This window comes from Mycolicibacterium sp. XJ870 (genome assembly GCF_053483975.1).
Window position 1 is genome coordinate 525060 of the sequence record NZ_JBEFTI010000002.1, and the last position, 14477, is coordinate 539536.

General features: G+C 67.8%; 11 protein-coding genes. 8 read left to right on the top strand and 3 right to left on the bottom strand.

What is annotated here, in order from left to right:
* The first annotated feature begins 40 nt into the window (after positions 1 to 40).
* From ABQF30_RS14045 to ABQF30_RS14080, 8 genes are all read left to right on the top strand, one after another.
* The gene (locus ABQF30_RS14045) at positions 41 to 853 is read left to right on the top strand and encodes an NUDIX hydrolase (RefSeq protein WP_448464608.1); all 813 of its coding nucleotides are present in this window, start codon (positions 41 to 43) and stop codon (positions 851 to 853) included.
* A complete protein-coding gene (locus tag ABQF30_RS14050; protein ID WP_448464610.1) occupies positions 835 to 3261 on the top strand; it encodes a DUF6049 family protein in 2427 nt (808 codons plus the stop codon). Before ABQF30_RS14045 ends, ABQF30_RS14050 begins: the two co-directional genes overlap by 19 nt.
* Positions 3258 to 6881, top strand: a complete 3624-nt coding sequence (murJ, locus tag ABQF30_RS14055) for a murein biosynthesis integral membrane protein MurJ (RefSeq protein ID WP_448464612.1) — start codon at positions 3258 to 3260, stop codon at positions 6879 to 6881. The genes ABQF30_RS14050 and murJ overlap by 4 nt, the downstream gene beginning before the upstream one ends.
* 100 nt (positions 6882 to 6981) lie before the next feature.
* Positions 6982 to 7596 (top strand): RNA polymerase sigma factor SigM, encoded by a 615-nt coding sequence (gene sigM, locus ABQF30_RS14060; RefSeq protein ID WP_448464614.1) that lies wholly within the window; start codon positions 6982 to 6984, stop codon positions 7594 to 7596.
* The gene (locus ABQF30_RS14065; protein ID WP_448464616.1) at positions 7559 to 8266 is read left to right on the top strand and encodes an anti-sigma factor family protein; all 708 of its coding nucleotides are present in this window, start codon (positions 7559 to 7561) and stop codon (positions 8264 to 8266) included. Before sigM ends, ABQF30_RS14065 begins: the two co-directional genes overlap by 38 nt.
* A 97-nt stretch (positions 8267 to 8363) precedes the next feature.
* Positions 8364 to 9299, top strand: coding sequence for a thioredoxin-disulfide reductase (gene trxB / locus ABQF30_RS14070; protein WP_448464618.1), 936 nt, complete (start codon positions 8364 to 8366; stop codon positions 9297 to 9299).
* Positions 9300 to 9335: 36 nt separating this feature from the next.
* Complete coding sequence (trxA, locus tag ABQF30_RS14075) at positions 9336 to 9668, top strand: thioredoxin (protein ID WP_448464620.1); 333 nt, start codon at positions 9336 to 9338, stop codon at positions 9666 to 9668.
* A 129-nt stretch (positions 9669 to 9797) separates the two neighbouring features.
* Positions 9798 to 10988: an N-acetylmuramoyl-L-alanine amidase gene (locus ABQF30_RS14080; protein WP_448464622.1), complete on the top strand. Its 1191-nt coding sequence runs from the start codon at positions 9798 to 9800 to the stop codon at positions 10986 to 10988.
* Positions 10989 to 11425: 437 nt separating this feature from the next.
* On the opposite strand, the gene ABQF30_RS14085 is transcribed toward ABQF30_RS14080, so the two are convergent.
* The 3 genes from ABQF30_RS14085 to ABQF30_RS14095 form a co-directional block, all read right to left on the bottom strand.
* Positions 11426 to 12181 carry an acetyltransferase gene (locus ABQF30_RS14085; protein WP_448464624.1) on the bottom strand — a complete coding sequence of 252 codons (756 nt, stop codon included), beginning with the start codon at positions 12179 to 12181 and terminating at the stop codon, positions 11426 to 11428.
* A gap of 228 nt (positions 12182 to 12409) precedes the next feature.
* Positions 12410 to 13414 carry a ParB/RepB/Spo0J family partition protein gene (locus tag ABQF30_RS14090; RefSeq protein ID WP_448464626.1) on the bottom strand — a complete coding sequence of 335 codons (1005 nt, stop codon included), beginning with the start codon at positions 13412 to 13414 and terminating at the stop codon, positions 12410 to 12412.
* A 60-nt stretch (positions 13415 to 13474) separates the two neighbouring features.
* Positions 13475 to 14476 carry a ParA family protein gene (locus ABQF30_RS14095; protein WP_448464628.1) on the bottom strand — a complete coding sequence of 334 codons (1002 nt, stop codon included), beginning with the start codon at positions 14474 to 14476 and terminating at the stop codon, positions 13475 to 13477.
* Position 14477 lies beyond the last annotated feature (1 nt).

The following is a 14477-nucleotide window of genomic DNA, read 5'->3' on the forward strand; positions in this document are numbered from 1 at the left end:
GTGGCAGGAGCCGACCCGCGTGGCAGCTACTATCGCTTGGGTGTCGGACGGCGAACAGGCCAAACCACGACGGCGCCGGGGTCGGCGTCGTGGTCAACGCCGTGCGCAACGGGCCGCCGGACCGCCGGTCCCCGGTGCCGAGCACCACACCGGGCAGCCCAGCGAACCTCCCCCCGATAAAGTGAGCGCCCCCGCCGCCGTTCCCACCCCCAAGGACCAGTCCAAGCAGCGCAAGGCGCGGCCGCGCCGCCCGCCCGAGAGGCTGCGCACGGTCCACGAAACCTCTGCCGGTGGGCTGGTCATCGACGGAATCGACGGTCCCAAGGACACCGCGCTGGCAGCACTCATCGGCCGGGTCGACCGGCGTGGCCGCATGCTGTGGTCGTTGCCCAAGGGCCACATCGAACTCGGCGAAACCGCGGAGCAGACCGCCATCCGGGAAGTCGCCGAAGAGACCGGGATCCAGGGCAGCGTGCTGGCGGCGCTGGGCAGCATCGACTACTGGTTCGTCACCGAAGGCCGCCGGGTACACAAAACCGTGCATCACTACCTCATGCGCTTTCTCGGCGGTGAGCTGTCCGACGACGACGTCGAAGTGACCGAAGTCGCCTGGGTTCCGCTCCGCGAGCTGCCGTCGCGACTGGCCTACGCCGACGAGCGCAGGCTGGCCGAGGTGGCCGGCGAGCTGATCGACAGGCTGCACACCGATGGCCCCGCAGCGTTGCCACCGCTGCCGCGCAGCGCGCCGCGGCGGCGCGCTCAGACGCACTCCCACACCCGCAATCACCGCCGCGACGACTCCGCTCAGTCCCAGGCCCGCCGGCGCACGAACGGATGCGGACAGGGGCCGTGATGGCCGCCGCGGCGGCGCGTCAGCTGTCAACGGTGGCGCGGGTGGTGCTGGTCGCCGCGTTGTTGTCGCTGTTTGTGGCGCTGTCCGGGACCGTGCCGCCTCGCGCCGCCGCCGGTGAGCCAGGGGCAACACCCTTCCTGCAGATCCGCATCGACCGGGTCTCCCCCGATGTCGTGACGACCACCAGTGAATCGGTCCTGACCGTCAGCGGGGTCGTACTAAATGTCGGTGACCGACCGGTGCGCGACGTGGTGATCCGCATGGAGCATTCGCAGGCCGTGACGTCGTCGACCGAACTGCGCACCGACCTCAGCGGCAACCTGGACCAGTTCGAACCGGTCGCCGATTTCGTGACCGTGGCCCCTGAGATGCAGCGCGGCCAGGCCGTTGGATTCACGCTGTCCTATCCCCTGCGCGGCAGCGACGGGCCGTCCCTGCACGTCGAACACCCCGGCGTCTACCCGCTGCTCGTCAACGTCAACGGCACACCCGACTACGGGGCACCCGCACGCCTCGACGACGCCCGTTTTCTCCTGCCGGTGCTCGGGGTTCCTCCCGACCAGGCGAGCGCGACGGGGTCAGCGGCCGAAACCCTCAATGCAGTGGTGCCGCCCGACACGTCCAATCCGGTTCAGCTGACCATGTTGTGGCCGCTGGCGGATCGGCCGAGGCTGGCCGCCGGCGCCCCCGGCGGCACCACCCCCGTCCGGCTCATCGACGACGATCTGGCCGCTTCGCTGGCCCCCGGCGGCCGCCTGGACACGCTGCTGTCAGCGGTCGACTTCGCCACCGGCCCGACCGTCGACGAGTCGGGACAGGTGCGCGCCGCACTGTGCCTCGCGGTGGATCCGGACCTGCTCGTCACCGTCAACGCGATGACCGCCGGCTACGTCGTCAACGACGGGCCCGACGCAGGCCGGGCCACCCCCACCCGCCCAGGCACCGGCCAAGAGGCCGCCGTGGCCTGGCTGAACCGGTTGCGGACGCTGGCTCATCGCATGTGCGTCACACCCACCACCTACGCCCAGGCCGATCTGGCCGCGTTGCACCGCGTCGGCGATCCGGGCCTCGGCGCGATCGCCACAAACGGGGCCGGCGACATCGTCGACCAGATTCTGGGCATCGCCTCTACCCGGGGCGCCAGCATCGTCGCCGACGGCGCGCTGACCGGGCCCGCCGTGGACCTGCTCGCCGCGCACGGCCAGACCGTCGCCATCGCCGCCGCGCAGGATGCCGCGCCAGGCGCGCCGGGCACCGCCGACGTCGTGCCCTTGCGCTACAACCCCCACGTGGTGTCGGCCGGCTTCGATCCCGCTGTCGGCGCCGCACTTGCCGGCGCGGGCACCGATCCGGTGGCGCCGTCGTACCTTGACCCGTCGCTGGACATCCCGGTCCGGAACGACTCCCTCACCGCGCGACGCCAGGATGCGCTGGGGGCGCTGCTGTGGCGCGGGCTGACTCCCGAGGCCCAACCGCGCACCCAGGTCCTGATGCCGCCGCTGGTGTGGAGCCTGCACCCCGACGATGCGCAGGCCATCCTCACGTCGGTGGCCACCACGATCCACGCGGGGCTGGCGGTGCCACGGCCGCTGACCGCGGTGATCGCCGAGGGCAACGCGCTGCCCGCCGAACCCGTACAGCCGCTGCCCGCCGCGGATCTGGGCAATCCGAACAGCCGCATCGACGACGGCATCACCCGCGGGATCGCCGCGGTCACCGGCCGGCTGTGGGGACTGACCGGCGCGCTGACCACCGACGAGCGCACCGGGCTGACCGGCGCGCAGTACACCGCCCCACTGCGCGAGGACATGCTGCGAGCGCTGAGCCAGTCGGTGCCGCCCGAGGTTCGCAACGGATTGGCCCAGCGCAGGCTCGATACCGTGACCGGCAGCGTCAACGACATGTTCGGTGCGATCACCGTCGTCAACCCCGGCGGGGCCTACACCCTGGCCACCGAGCGCAGTCCGCTGCCGTTGGCGTTGCGCAACGATCTGCCGGTGCCGGTCCGGGTGCGGCTGCAGGTCGACGCCCCACCGGGGATGACCGTGACCGACATGGGCGAAATCGAACTGCCGCCCGGGTACCTGCCGCTGCGGGTGCCCATCGAAGTGCACTTCACCCAGCGGGTGGCGGTCGATGTCTCGCTGCAAACCGCCACCGGGATGGCACTCGGCGAGCCGGTGCGATTGTCAGTGCATTCCAACGCCTACGGCAAGGTGCTGTTCTTCATCACGCTCTCGGCCGGTGCGGTGCTGTTCCTGCTGGCCGGTCGCCGGTTGTGGCACCGGTTCCGCGGCCAACCCGACCGCGCCGATCTGATTCCCCCTGGCGAGGATCCCGATCCCCTCGAGGTGGCCATGGCGTTCAGCCGGGAGGAAGCCGATTCGCCTTCGGACGGCCGACGATGACGACGCGGCCACTGGGGCCGGCACGCATACCCCGCGGCCCGGCACCCCGCCGCAGGGCCGGACGCCCCGAACTGTCCGATGCCGCTGTGGTGTCGCGGTCCTGGGGCATGGCCTTGGCGACGCTGATCTCGCGGATCACCGGGTTCCTGCGCATGGCGCTGCTGGCGTATCTCCTCGGCGACGCCTTGTTGAGTTCGTTCTCGGTGGCCAATCAGCTGCCCAACATGGTGGCGGCACTGGTGCTGGAAGCCACATTCACGGCGATCTTCGTGCCCGTGCTGGCCCGGGCCGAACGCGACGACGTCGACGGTGGCACCGCATTCGTCCGGCGGTTGGTCACGCTGGCCACCACGTTGCTGATCGTCACCACGGTGCTGTCGGTGGCGGGCGCTCCCCTGCTGGTGCGGGTCATGCTGGGCAGCGACCCGCAGGTGAACAATCCCCTGACGGTGGCATTCGCCTATCTGTTGCTGCCGCAGGTGCTGTTCTACGGGCTGTCGTCGGTGTTCGCGGCAATTCTGAACACCCGCAACGTGTTCGGTCCACCGGCGTGGGCGCCGGTACTCAACAACGTCATCGCCATTCTCACGCTGGGCGTGTACATGCTTGTCCCGGGCGAACTTTCGCTCGACCCGGTCGAGATGGGCAACGCCAAGCTGTTGGTCCTGGGCATCGGCACCACGCTGGGTGTGGTGGCTCAGACCGCGGTGCTCCTGGTGGCGATCCGGGCCGAGCGGGTCAGCCTGCGGCCGCTGTGGGGGCTCGACAACCGGCTCAAGAAGTTCGGCGGCATGGCCGTCGCGATGGTGCTCTACGTCGTCATCAGCCAGATCGGCCTGATCGTCGGCAACCAGATCGCCAGCACCGCAGCGGCGTCGGGGCCGGCCATCTACAACTACACGTGGCTGGTGCTGCAGCTGCCGTTCGGGATCATCGGCGTGACCGTGCTGACCGTGGTGATGCCGCGTCTGAGCCGCAACGCCGCCGCCGACAACCAGCGCGCGGTGCTGGACGACCTGTCGTTGGCCACCCGGCTCACCATGGTCACGCTCATCCCCATCGTCGCGATGATGACCGTCGGCGGGCCTGCCATCGGCAGCGCGCTGTTCGCATACGGCAACTTCAGCGAGAGCGCCGCCGGGTATCTGGGCATGGCGATCACCTTGTCGGCATTCACCCTGGTCCCCTACGCGCTGGTGCTACTGCAGTTGCGGGTGTTCTACGCGCGCGAACAACCATGGACCCCGATCCTCGTCGTCGTGGTCATCACGGTGGTCAAGGTCGCGGGTTCGATCGCGGCCCCGCACCTCACCGACAATCCCGATCTGGTGGCGGGCTATCTGGGTATGGCCAACGGCCTGGGTTTCGTGGCCGGAGCAATCGTCGGCCATGTGCTGCTGCGGGCCACGCTGAATCCGCCCGACGGTCGGATGATCAGCCTGCCGGTGATCCGCACGATCCTGGTGACGATCACCGCATCGCTGCTCGCGGGCCTGGTGGCCCAAGTGGTCGATCAGCTGCTCGGACTGGAGTCGTTGACCACCAACTGGGGCCCCGTGGGCTCGCTGCTACGGCTTGTGGCGCTCGGCGTGATCATGGTGCCGATCATCGCGGGAGTACTGATCGCGGCCAAGGTTCCCGAGGCGCAATCCGCCGTCGCGATGGTGCGCCGCCGGCTCGACCGCAGGCGAGAGCCCCCTGCTGCGGCACCCCGAAAGGTAGCCCTGCAAACAATTTCGCCGCCCGTCGGACCGCATCGGCCCGGCCCGGTCACGTACCCTGATCAGAGGAATTCTTCTCCTCATCGGTGGCCGCCAACCCCGGCAGCCACCTGGGATGGGGCTTCGGCCACCGTTGCCGGAGCGGGGACGCGGAAAGGATCACCGGTGACCGACGAATCTGCGGGCGGCCCGGCACTTGAAGGGACTGCGACAACCAAGCTGCCGCGTCCGGCCCCGGACGACTTCCAGCCCGACGTGCCCGCAGGTGCCACGCCGACCACCGACGACACCGTGAACCTGCCGAACTCCGGCCGCCCACCCGCCGACTACGGCGGGGACCCCACCCGGGAACCGATCTCGTTCGTCCCGCCCCGCGAGCCTGCTCTCGAATCGGCCACCGCGGGCGAGGACATCCACCTGATACCGGGCGCCACGATCGCCGACGGCCGCTACCGGCTGCTGGTTTTCCACGGCGGGCCGCCTCATCTGCAGTTCTGGCAGGCTCTCGACACCGCCCTTGATCGGCAGGTGGCACTGACCTTCGTCGACCCCGACGCGTCGATGCCCGACTCCGAAGTCGCCGACATCCTGTCCCGCACGCTCAAACTTAGCCGGATCGACGTACCCGGCATCGCCCGGGTGCTCGATGTGGCCCACAGCGGCTCCGGCGGGTTGATCGTCTCGGAGTGGATTCGTGGCGGATCCCTCGCCGAAGTCGCCGACACCTCACCGTCCCCGATCGGCGGAGCGCGGGCCATCCAGTCACTTGCCGCAGCGGCCGAAGCCGCACACCGGGCCGGAGTGTCGTTGTCGATCGACCATCCCAGTCGGGTGCGGGTCAGCATCGAGGGTGACGTCGCGCTGGCCTTCCCGGCCACGCTCCCGGACGCCACCCCCGACGACGACATCCGCGGGATCGGCGCGGCGCTGTACGCCCTGCTGATCAACCGTTGGCCCTTGCCGGAGTCGGGCTCGCGCAGCGGGCTGGAACCGGCTGCCCTCGACCCCGCGGGCAATCCCGTCGAGCCGCGTGCGGTGGACCGCGACATCCCGTTCCAGATCTCGGCTGCGGCCGCCCGGGCAGTTCAGCCCGGCGGCGGTATCCGCAGCGCTCCCACACTGCTGAACCTGCTGCAGCAGGCCACGGCGATCGCCGACCGCACAGAGCTGATCGACTCGGTCGACGAGCCGCCACCCCCGCCGGCCGCGAGGCTGGCGAGCGCCGGCGACGGTGACGAGGGCGCCGCCGCGGAGGCCCGGCGCCGCAAGGCCCTGATCATCGGCCTGAGCGCGGGAGCCGCGATCATCGTCGTGGCGCTCGTGGTGATGGCATCGGTCCTGAGCAGCATCTTCGGCGATGTCGGCGGCGGGCTCGACAAGGACGAGCTCGGGCTGAACGCGCCCACCAGTGCCACCGAGACCGAAGGTGGTGACACCACGAACACCGGCGGCACCGTGAAACCTGTTCGCGCCACGGTGTTTTCGCCCGAGGGCGAGGCCGATTCGCCGGGCCAGGCCGACCTGGCGATCGACGGCAGCACCAGCACCATGTGGGCGACCGACACCTATTCGGACCCGGCCCCGTTCCCCGGGTTCAAGGACGGCGTCGGGCTGCTGCTGCAGCTGCCGGAGCCCACGGTGATCGGCGCGGTCACCCTCGACATCACCAGCACGGGCACCTCGGTGCAGATCCGCTCGGCAGAGAATGCGTCGCCCTCATCGCTGTCGGACACCACCGAGCTGACTCCGGCGACACCGCTCAAGCGCGGATCGAACACCATCTCGGTGGAGAGCGCGGAGCCGACCTCTTACGTGCTGGTGTGGATCTCCACGCTGGGCTCCGTCGACGGCAAGAGCCGCAGCGACATCTCCGAGATCACCATCAAAGCGGCGGCCTGACGGATTCATCCCCAACCCGACCCGTGACCTGACCACGCGGTACGTCCGGCGCGCCAAACAAGTGTCCGAAGGCACCTCCGGCACCCTTTAGGTTCGGTTTGTGGGCAGGTTCGCGGGTGAGGGCGCGGGAGCGGAGCGCTCCGATGCCGAATTGCTTGCCGCCCACGTCGCCGGGGATCGCTACGCCTTCGAGGAACTCGTGCTCCGGCACCACCGCCAACTGCGCCGGCTGGCCTACCTGACCAGCCGCCACGACGACGAGGCAGATGACGCCGTGCAGGACGCCCTGCTCTCGGCGCACCGCACCGCGGCATCGTTCCGATTCGATTCGGCCGTGAGCAGTTGGCTGTACCGAATAGTGGTGAACGCGTGCCTGGACCGGCTACGGCGGGCGAAGACGCAACCTTGCGCCACCCACTACGACGAGCTGGGCAAGATCAGTCACGTCCGCGATCCAGCAGGAGATCCCGCGCTGCGGGTCGATACCGCGATCGTGGTGGAACGCGCCCTGCTGCAGCTGCCCGTCGAGCAGCGTGCCGCGGTGGTCGCCGTCGACATGCAGGGCTTCTCGGTGGCCGAGACGGCCCGGCTGCTCGGGGTCGCCGAGGGCACAATCAAGAGCCGGTGTGCCCGCGCCAGAGCCAAACTGGCCCACTCGCTGCAGTATTTTGAGGGCGATGAACGGCAGCACGCGCGACGAGCCGATCACCCCTGACCTGCTGGCCGATCTGCAGGCCGGGCTGCTCGACGACGCCACAGCCGCCCGCCTGCGCCGCCGGGTCCGCACCGAACCCGAGGCCGCGGCGATTCTGGCCGAGCTGGACAAGGTCCGCCGCGACGTTGCGGCGCTGGGCACCGACCCGGCCTCGGCGCCCGAGGTGCCGCCAGAGGTGAGCGCACGCGTGATCAGCGCGCTACGGGCCGCTGAGCGTGGGCGCCGTCGACCGCCCACCCACTGGCGGATGTTCGCAGCCGTCGCGGGTGGGTGCGCGGCCGTGCTCGCCATCGGCCTGGGCGTCAGCACCCTGCTGCGGGCACCCGAGCCGGCGCGGTCGACGATGACGAGCCTCGGCCAGATCACGGTGTCACCTCGAGCGACCGACATCGGGCTGTCCGAGCCGGAGATTCTGCGTCTGTTGTCCGCCCCGCCCGACCTTGGTCCGCTGTCCGATACCAACCGCCGGACGGCCTGCCTGTCAGCCCTTGGCTATCCCCCGGGTGTGCGCGTCCTCGGCGCACGGCCACTCGACGTCGCCGGCCGCAGTGGGGTTCTGGTTCTGCTACCCGCAGACACTCGCGACGCGGTCGTGGGACTGGTAGTAGCTGCCGACTGTGACTCCGCACACGCCGAACGGCTGGCCGAAACCGTCGTCCACCGGCCATGACCTCTCCCGGTCCGTGCCGCAGACCACATCGGGAACAGCGCGCCGTAGGCTGGCGTTGCATTGCGTGCCGAGCAAGATCCGCGGCAGAAAGGCCCACATGACCACCTCACCGACGGTCCACGACGTCATCATCATCGGTTCCGGTCCCGCCGGCTACACCGCGGCCGTCTACGCCGCCCGCGCCCAGCTCAAGCCGCTGGTGTTCGAGGGCACGCAGTTCGGCGGCGCGCTGATGACCACCACCGAGGTGGAGAATTATCCCGGCTTCCGCGAGGGCATCACCGGCCCGGAGTTGATGGAAGAGATGCGCGAGCAGGCGCTGCGGTTCGGCGCTGATCTGCGCATGGAGGACGTCGACGCCGTCGCGCTCGAGGGTCCGGTCAAGACCGTCACGGTCGGTGACGAAACCCATCAGGCCCGCGCGGTGATCCTCGCCATGGGCGCCGCTGCCCGCCATCTCGGCGTCCCCGGTGAGGACACCCTGCTCGGCATGGGCGTGAGCACCTGCGCGACGTGTGACGGGTTCTTCTTCCGCGACCAGGACATCGTGGTCGTCGGCGGCGGTGACTCGGCGATGGAGGAGGCCACCTTCCTCACCCGCTTCGCCCGCAGCGTCACCCTCATTCACCGCCGCGAGGAGTTCCGCGCGTCGAAGATCATGCTGGAACGCGCCCGCGCCAACGACAAGATCACGTTCCTGACGAACACCGCGATCACCGAGATCGAAGGCGACCCGAAGGTCACCGGTGTGCGACTGCGCGACACCGTCACCGGCGAGGAGTCCAAGCTGGCCGTCACCGGGGTGTTCGTCGCGGTCGGCCATGATCCGCGCTCGGAGTTGGTGCGCGGTCAGATCGACCTCGACGACGCGGGTTACGTGCAGGTCGCCGGACGCACCACCTACACGTCGCTCGAAGGCGTCTTCGCCGCCGGTGATCTCGTCGACCACACCTACCGGCAAGCCATCACAGCGGCCGGCAGCGGCTGTGCGGCATCGATCGACGCCGAGCGCTGGCTCGCTGAGAACGCTTGACCCCCAATAGTTTTCGAACCGACAGGAGATACACCCATGAGTGAGGGAAGCGCAACCGTTGCGGTCACCGACGATTCGTTCTCCAACGACGTCCTGACCAGTTCCACCCCCGTGCTGGTGGACTTCTGGGCGACCTGGTGCGGACCGTGCAAGATGGTCGCCCCGGTCCTCGAGGAGATCGCCGCCGAAAAGGCCGGTGAACTCACCGTCGCCAAGATCGACGTGGACGCCAACCCCGCCACCGCACGCGACTTCCAGGTTGTGTCAATCCCCACAATGATCCTGTTCAAGGATGGTGCCCCGATCAAGCGCATCGTCGGTGCCAAAGGCAAAGCTGCCCTGCTCCGCGAGCTCGCCGACGCACTGTAGAAGACGAGTTAGAGCTCGGTTAGACCGGCGCCGGAACCGCCTGGCGTTTTCCGGAATCGGGTCGAAATCTGCGACAATACTGGCTAGCTAGTCCGGCACAGTGCCGCAAACCAGCCTGGAGGGGCCCGTATGTCGAGTCTGCGTCGCGGTGATCGCGGCGGTGCGGTCACCGAGATCCGGGCAGCGCTCGCGGCGCTCGGGTTGATCGATAATCCCGACGCCGATCTGAGTACCGGCCGCCATGTGGCGTTCGATGCCTTCGACGACGAACTCGACCAAGCCGTCCGCGCGTTTCAACAGCACCGCGGGTTACTGGTCGACGGCATCGTCGGGGAGGCCACCTACCGCGCGTTGCGTGAGGCCTCCTACCGCCTTGGGGCGCGCACCCTCACACACCAGTTCGGTGCGCCCATGTACGGGGACGATGTCGCAACCCTGCAGGCGCGGTTGCAGGATCTCGGCTTCTACACCGGTCTGGTGGATGGGTACTTCGGCCTGCAGACCCACAACGCGTTGTCCTCCTACCAACGGGAGTACGGGCTGTACCCCGACGGCATCTGCGGTCCGGAAACCCTGCGCTCGCTGTACTTCCTCGGCTCGCGGGTGACCGGTGGGTCGCCACATGCGATCCGTGAAGAAGAGTTGGTGCGCAGTTCCGGTCCGCGCCTTTCCGGCAAGCGCGTGATCATCGATCCGGGCCGCGGCGGCGCCGACCACGGGCTCATCATGCACGGACCCGACGGCCCGATAAGCGAAGCAGACATCCTGTGGGACTTGGCAAGCCGACTCGAGGGCCGCATGACGGCCATCGGCATGGACACCTTCACGTCCCGGCCGGCCAACCGCAGCCCGTCCGACTCCGAACGTGCCGGCACCGCCAACACCGTTGGTGCCGATCTGATGATCAGCCTGCGTTGTGCCACCCAGGGCAGTCCGGCTGCCAATGGCGTCGCGTCGTTCCACTTCGGCAACTCGCACGGTTCGGTGTCCACCATCGGGCGGAATCTTGCCGACTTCATTCAACGTGAAGTGGTGGCACGCACCGGTTTACGCGACTGTCGCACCCACGGCCGGACCTGGGATCTGCTCCGGCTGACCCGAATGCCGACCGTTCAGGTCGACGTCGGCTACATCACCAACCCTCGCGACCGCTCGCTGCTGGTCTCCACCCAGACCCGTGACGCCCTCGCCGAAGGCATCCTCGCCGCCGTCAAGCGGCTGTACCTGTTGGGCAAGAACGACCGTCCCACAGGAACTTTCACGTTCGCCGAACTGCTGGCCCACGAGCTTTCAGTCGAACAGGCCGGCCGCGGCGCCTGATTCAGGGGTCCTGGCGCCATCACTCACCCACGGGTCTCTTTCCAAGGGTCCGAGTCTCTTTCATCTCCAGTCGCGCACCGGCTGCAGCGACAATGAATCGTGAAGCGGGAATTGCCGAGTCGAAGCCGATCGAGGCGATGAACCACCGTTGACCGTCATAGACGTGGACGGAGCGCAGCGAACCCACACCGACACATCTGTGCCCCAACCCTTTCGGTCGTCCCTGGCGATGTTTGTCCTCAATCGTCGTTTGCCACAACCAATGTCGAGTGTCTGCTCGTCTTAGCCGAGTTCGATGGGCGTGTGTACTACTGTCCGCTCCACGGGCGGTCCATCCGGCACCGTCCGACCCCGAATAGCACTACACGCGGTGCCGGCTGATCTGGCGAGAATAGACCGAAGCCATCTAACGCATCGCCGTTACAGCCCAACGGGTTTCACGACAACGACCCGGCTCCGACCGGCAGCTCGAGGTGGGAGCTCTCGATCAACCGCTCCAGCGCAGCCTCTACCTCGGCCTTCCAGCCCAGACCCTTGTCGAGTTCGAGCCGCAGCCGCGGAAAGTACGGATGCGGAGCCACAACAGTGAATCCGACGTCCTGCAGGGAATCCGCGTCGAGCATGCACTGGTCTACCGAACAGTCCCCCAGCACTTTCAGCACCGGAAGCAGTTCGTGCGGTACTGACCCGCCGTCCCCCATCTCGCTCACGGCCTGGGTATAGGCGAATGCCTCGAGAGCGCGGACACCGCGCCGAACGAGATCGCCCACGACAGCTGCAAGCAAACTCCCCGTCAACCCTTCCGTACCCTGCGCCGATTCCACCCTGACGGAAGTCAGCAGCACCGCATCGGCGCTGACGGGAGCCGTGGGAAACAGCCGGGCGCGCGGCACCGCCCCCGGTGGCGCGTAGAAGGCATAGCCGAGGCACGGTTCGTCACCGGTCAGCGGCCGTGCGGTGTCATCGTCGAAACCACCACGGTCGTCAGGTGAGACCGCTACCGCCAACTGGCCGCAGGAACCCCACTCCAGCATCACCATGGACAGCCAGGCTTCTTTCTCGAACTCCGGATCAGTCAGATGATCCTCGCCGTGCAGCGTCGACGGATCGACCTCCCAGAACACGCACCGGCGCGCATGCTTGGGCAACTGCTCGAATCCCTCGAGCCGGAGCGGCGTGATTCGTGCTGACACTAGACTCCCCGGGTTCCACACGTGGTTGACGTGTGCGACTGTCCCTCAAGGATAGGAGAGCGTGGGGCCAACGGCCCAGTCTGCGGTGGAACTCTCATCGAACGCCGCCTTTCGAACGAAAAACGATGGCGCACAAGCGTTTTACCTCTGCGACCGCCTGTGCCGACGGCACTGAAAGTCCGATGTGTCACAGTGACGGAACAACCGCGTGTCGTGGGTCGCCGGTTTTCAGTGGTCTTGGGCGCTCATCATGTCGACGATTCGCTGCAAGTCGTCGACCGATCCGAACTCCACCACGATCTTGCCTTTGCGTTTGCCAAGACTCACGGTGACGCGAGTGTCGAACGCCGTCGAGAGCCTTTCGGCAACGTCCTGCAGCCCCGGCATCTGGATCGGCTTACGGCGTGGCGTCGGCGCAGTCTTACCGTCCCGATTGGCAAGCGTGACAGCTTCCTCCGTCGCCCGCACCGACAGGCCTTCGGCGACGATCCGGGCCGCGAGCTCCTCCTGCTGCTCGGCTCCGCCCTCCAAGGACAACAACGCACGGGCGTGGCCGGCGGACAGCACTCCCGCCGCCACCCGCCGCTGGACCGCGATCGGCAACCGCAACAACCGGATCATGTTGGAGATCAACGGCCGGGACCGGCCGATGCGGGCGGCCAGTTCATCGTGGGTGACGCCGAACTCGTCGAGGAGTTGTTGGTAGGCCGCCGCCTCTTCCAATGGGTTGAGCTGCACCCGATGAATGTTCTCCAGCAAGGCATCCCGCAGCATGCTGTCGTCGGCAGTGTCCCGCACGATCGCGGGGATGGCGGTCAGTCCAGCTTGCTGGGCGGCGCGCCAACGCCGCTCCCCCATCACAAGTTGGTATCGGGTCTCGCCGTCGCGCGGAACCGCACGCACCACGATCGGTTGCATGAGACCGAACTCGCGGATGGAGTGCACGAGCTCGCTCAGTGCCTCCTCGTCGAACACCTGGCGGGGCTGACGGGGGTTCGGGTCGATCGAGCCGGGATCGATCTCCCGGTACGTGGCCCCGACGGCTTCACCGTCGACGGGTGCGGCGTCACCGTTCAGAGGTGGCGACGACGGAGCCGCGCCGAGCAGAACGTCGGCCGCCGTATCCCCCATCTTCGGGCTGATGCCGTCGCCACCGTCTTCGGTTGGACCGGTCGGAATGAGAGATGCCAGTCCCCGGCCGAGGCCGCTCCGTTTCCGTGCCGGCTGATTCATACTCGTCTCCTACTCATCGGTGCCGTCCGCTGCCCACCATCGCGCCTGCCGTTCATGCTGTTACTGCGCACGATCCGGCGCACCACGCTCCGCAAGCTCCCGGCTTGCGTCGAGGTAACTCAGCGCGCCACGTGAACCGGGGTCGTAGTCCAAGATGGTCATGCCGTAGCCGGGCGCTTCCGAGACCTTCACGCTCCGCGGGATCACCGTGCGGAGCACTTTGTCTCCGAAGTGCTCCCGGACATCCTCAGCCACCTGATCGGCCAGCTTGGTCCGCCCGTCGTACATCGTGAGTATCACCGTCGACACCGACAGCTCCGGGTTGAGATGCGACTTGACCATCTCGATGTTGCGCAAGAGTTGCCCCACACCTTCCAGCGCGTAGTACTCGCACTGGATAGGGATCAGCACCTCGGGGGCGGCCACCAGAGCATTGATCGTCAGCAAGCCCAGCGATGGCGGGCAATCGATGAAGACGTAATCGAAGTTGTGGTTCTTGAGTTCGGCGAGCGCCGACCGCAGTCGCCCCTCACGCGCCACCATGCTCACCAGCTCAATCTCGGCGCCCGCCAGATCGATGGTCGCGGGGATGCAGTAGAGGCGGTCGCTGTGTGGACTCCGTTGCAGCGCCTCATGGACCGGGATCTCACCGATGAGAACCTCGTACGACGAGGGAGTGCCCGGCCGGTGCTCGATGCTCAACGCGGTGCTGGCGTTGCCCTGTGGATCGAGATCGATCACCAGAGTTCGTAGACCCTGCAAGGCGAGCGCCGCCGCCACATTTACGGCAGTCGTCGTCTTCCCGACTCCGCCCTTCTGGTTGGCGATGGTGAATACCCGCTGCCGCTCCGGTCGCGGGAGTTGGCCGTGGGAGGTATGCAGCACTCGCGTCGCCTGTTCTGCTTCGGCCGCGATAGGGGTGTCCATGCTGACATCCGTCGACCATGCCGGATGTTTGGCGGGCGCGTTGTTCGTGCCGGTCCATGTTTCACGTGAAACCGTTTCACGTGAAACATCCGGTCGGCTTCCCGCGCCTGGGACTTCGTTTGGACCCGAACTCATC

What these genes read in the sequence shown, in the direction of transcription:
- ABQF30_RS14080 (WP_448464622.1), top strand. Translation starts at nt 9,798, where the DNA reads ATGTCGAGTCTGCGTCGCGGTGATCGCGGCGGTGCGGTCACCGAGATC.
- trxB (WP_448464618.1), top strand. Translation starts at nt 8,364, where the DNA reads ATGACCACCTCACCGACGGTCCACGACGTCATCATCATCGGTTCCGGT.
- trxA (WP_448464620.1), top strand. Translation starts at nt 9,336, where the DNA reads ATGAGTGAGGGAAGCGCAACCGTTGCGGTCACCGACGATTCGTTCTCC.
- murJ (WP_448464612.1), top strand. Translation starts at nt 3,258, where the DNA reads ATGACGACGCGGCCACTGGGGCCGGCACGCATACCCCGCGGCCCGGCA.
- ABQF30_RS14050 (WP_448464610.1), top strand. Translation starts at nt 835, where the DNA reads ATGCGGACAGGGGCCGTGATGGCCGCCGCGGCGGCGCGTCAGCTGTCA.
- ABQF30_RS14090 (WP_448464626.1), bottom strand. Translation starts at nt 13,414, where the DNA reads ATGAATCAGCCGGCACGGAAACGGAGCGGCCTCGGCCGGGGACTGGCA.
- ABQF30_RS14065 (WP_448464616.1), top strand. Translation starts at nt 7,559, where the DNA reads ATGAACGGCAGCACGCGCGACGAGCCGATCACCCCTGACCTGCTGGCC.
- ABQF30_RS14095 (WP_448464628.1), bottom strand. Translation starts at nt 14,476, where the DNA reads ATGAGTTCGGGTCCAAACGAAGTCCCAGGCGCGGGAAGCCGACCGGAT.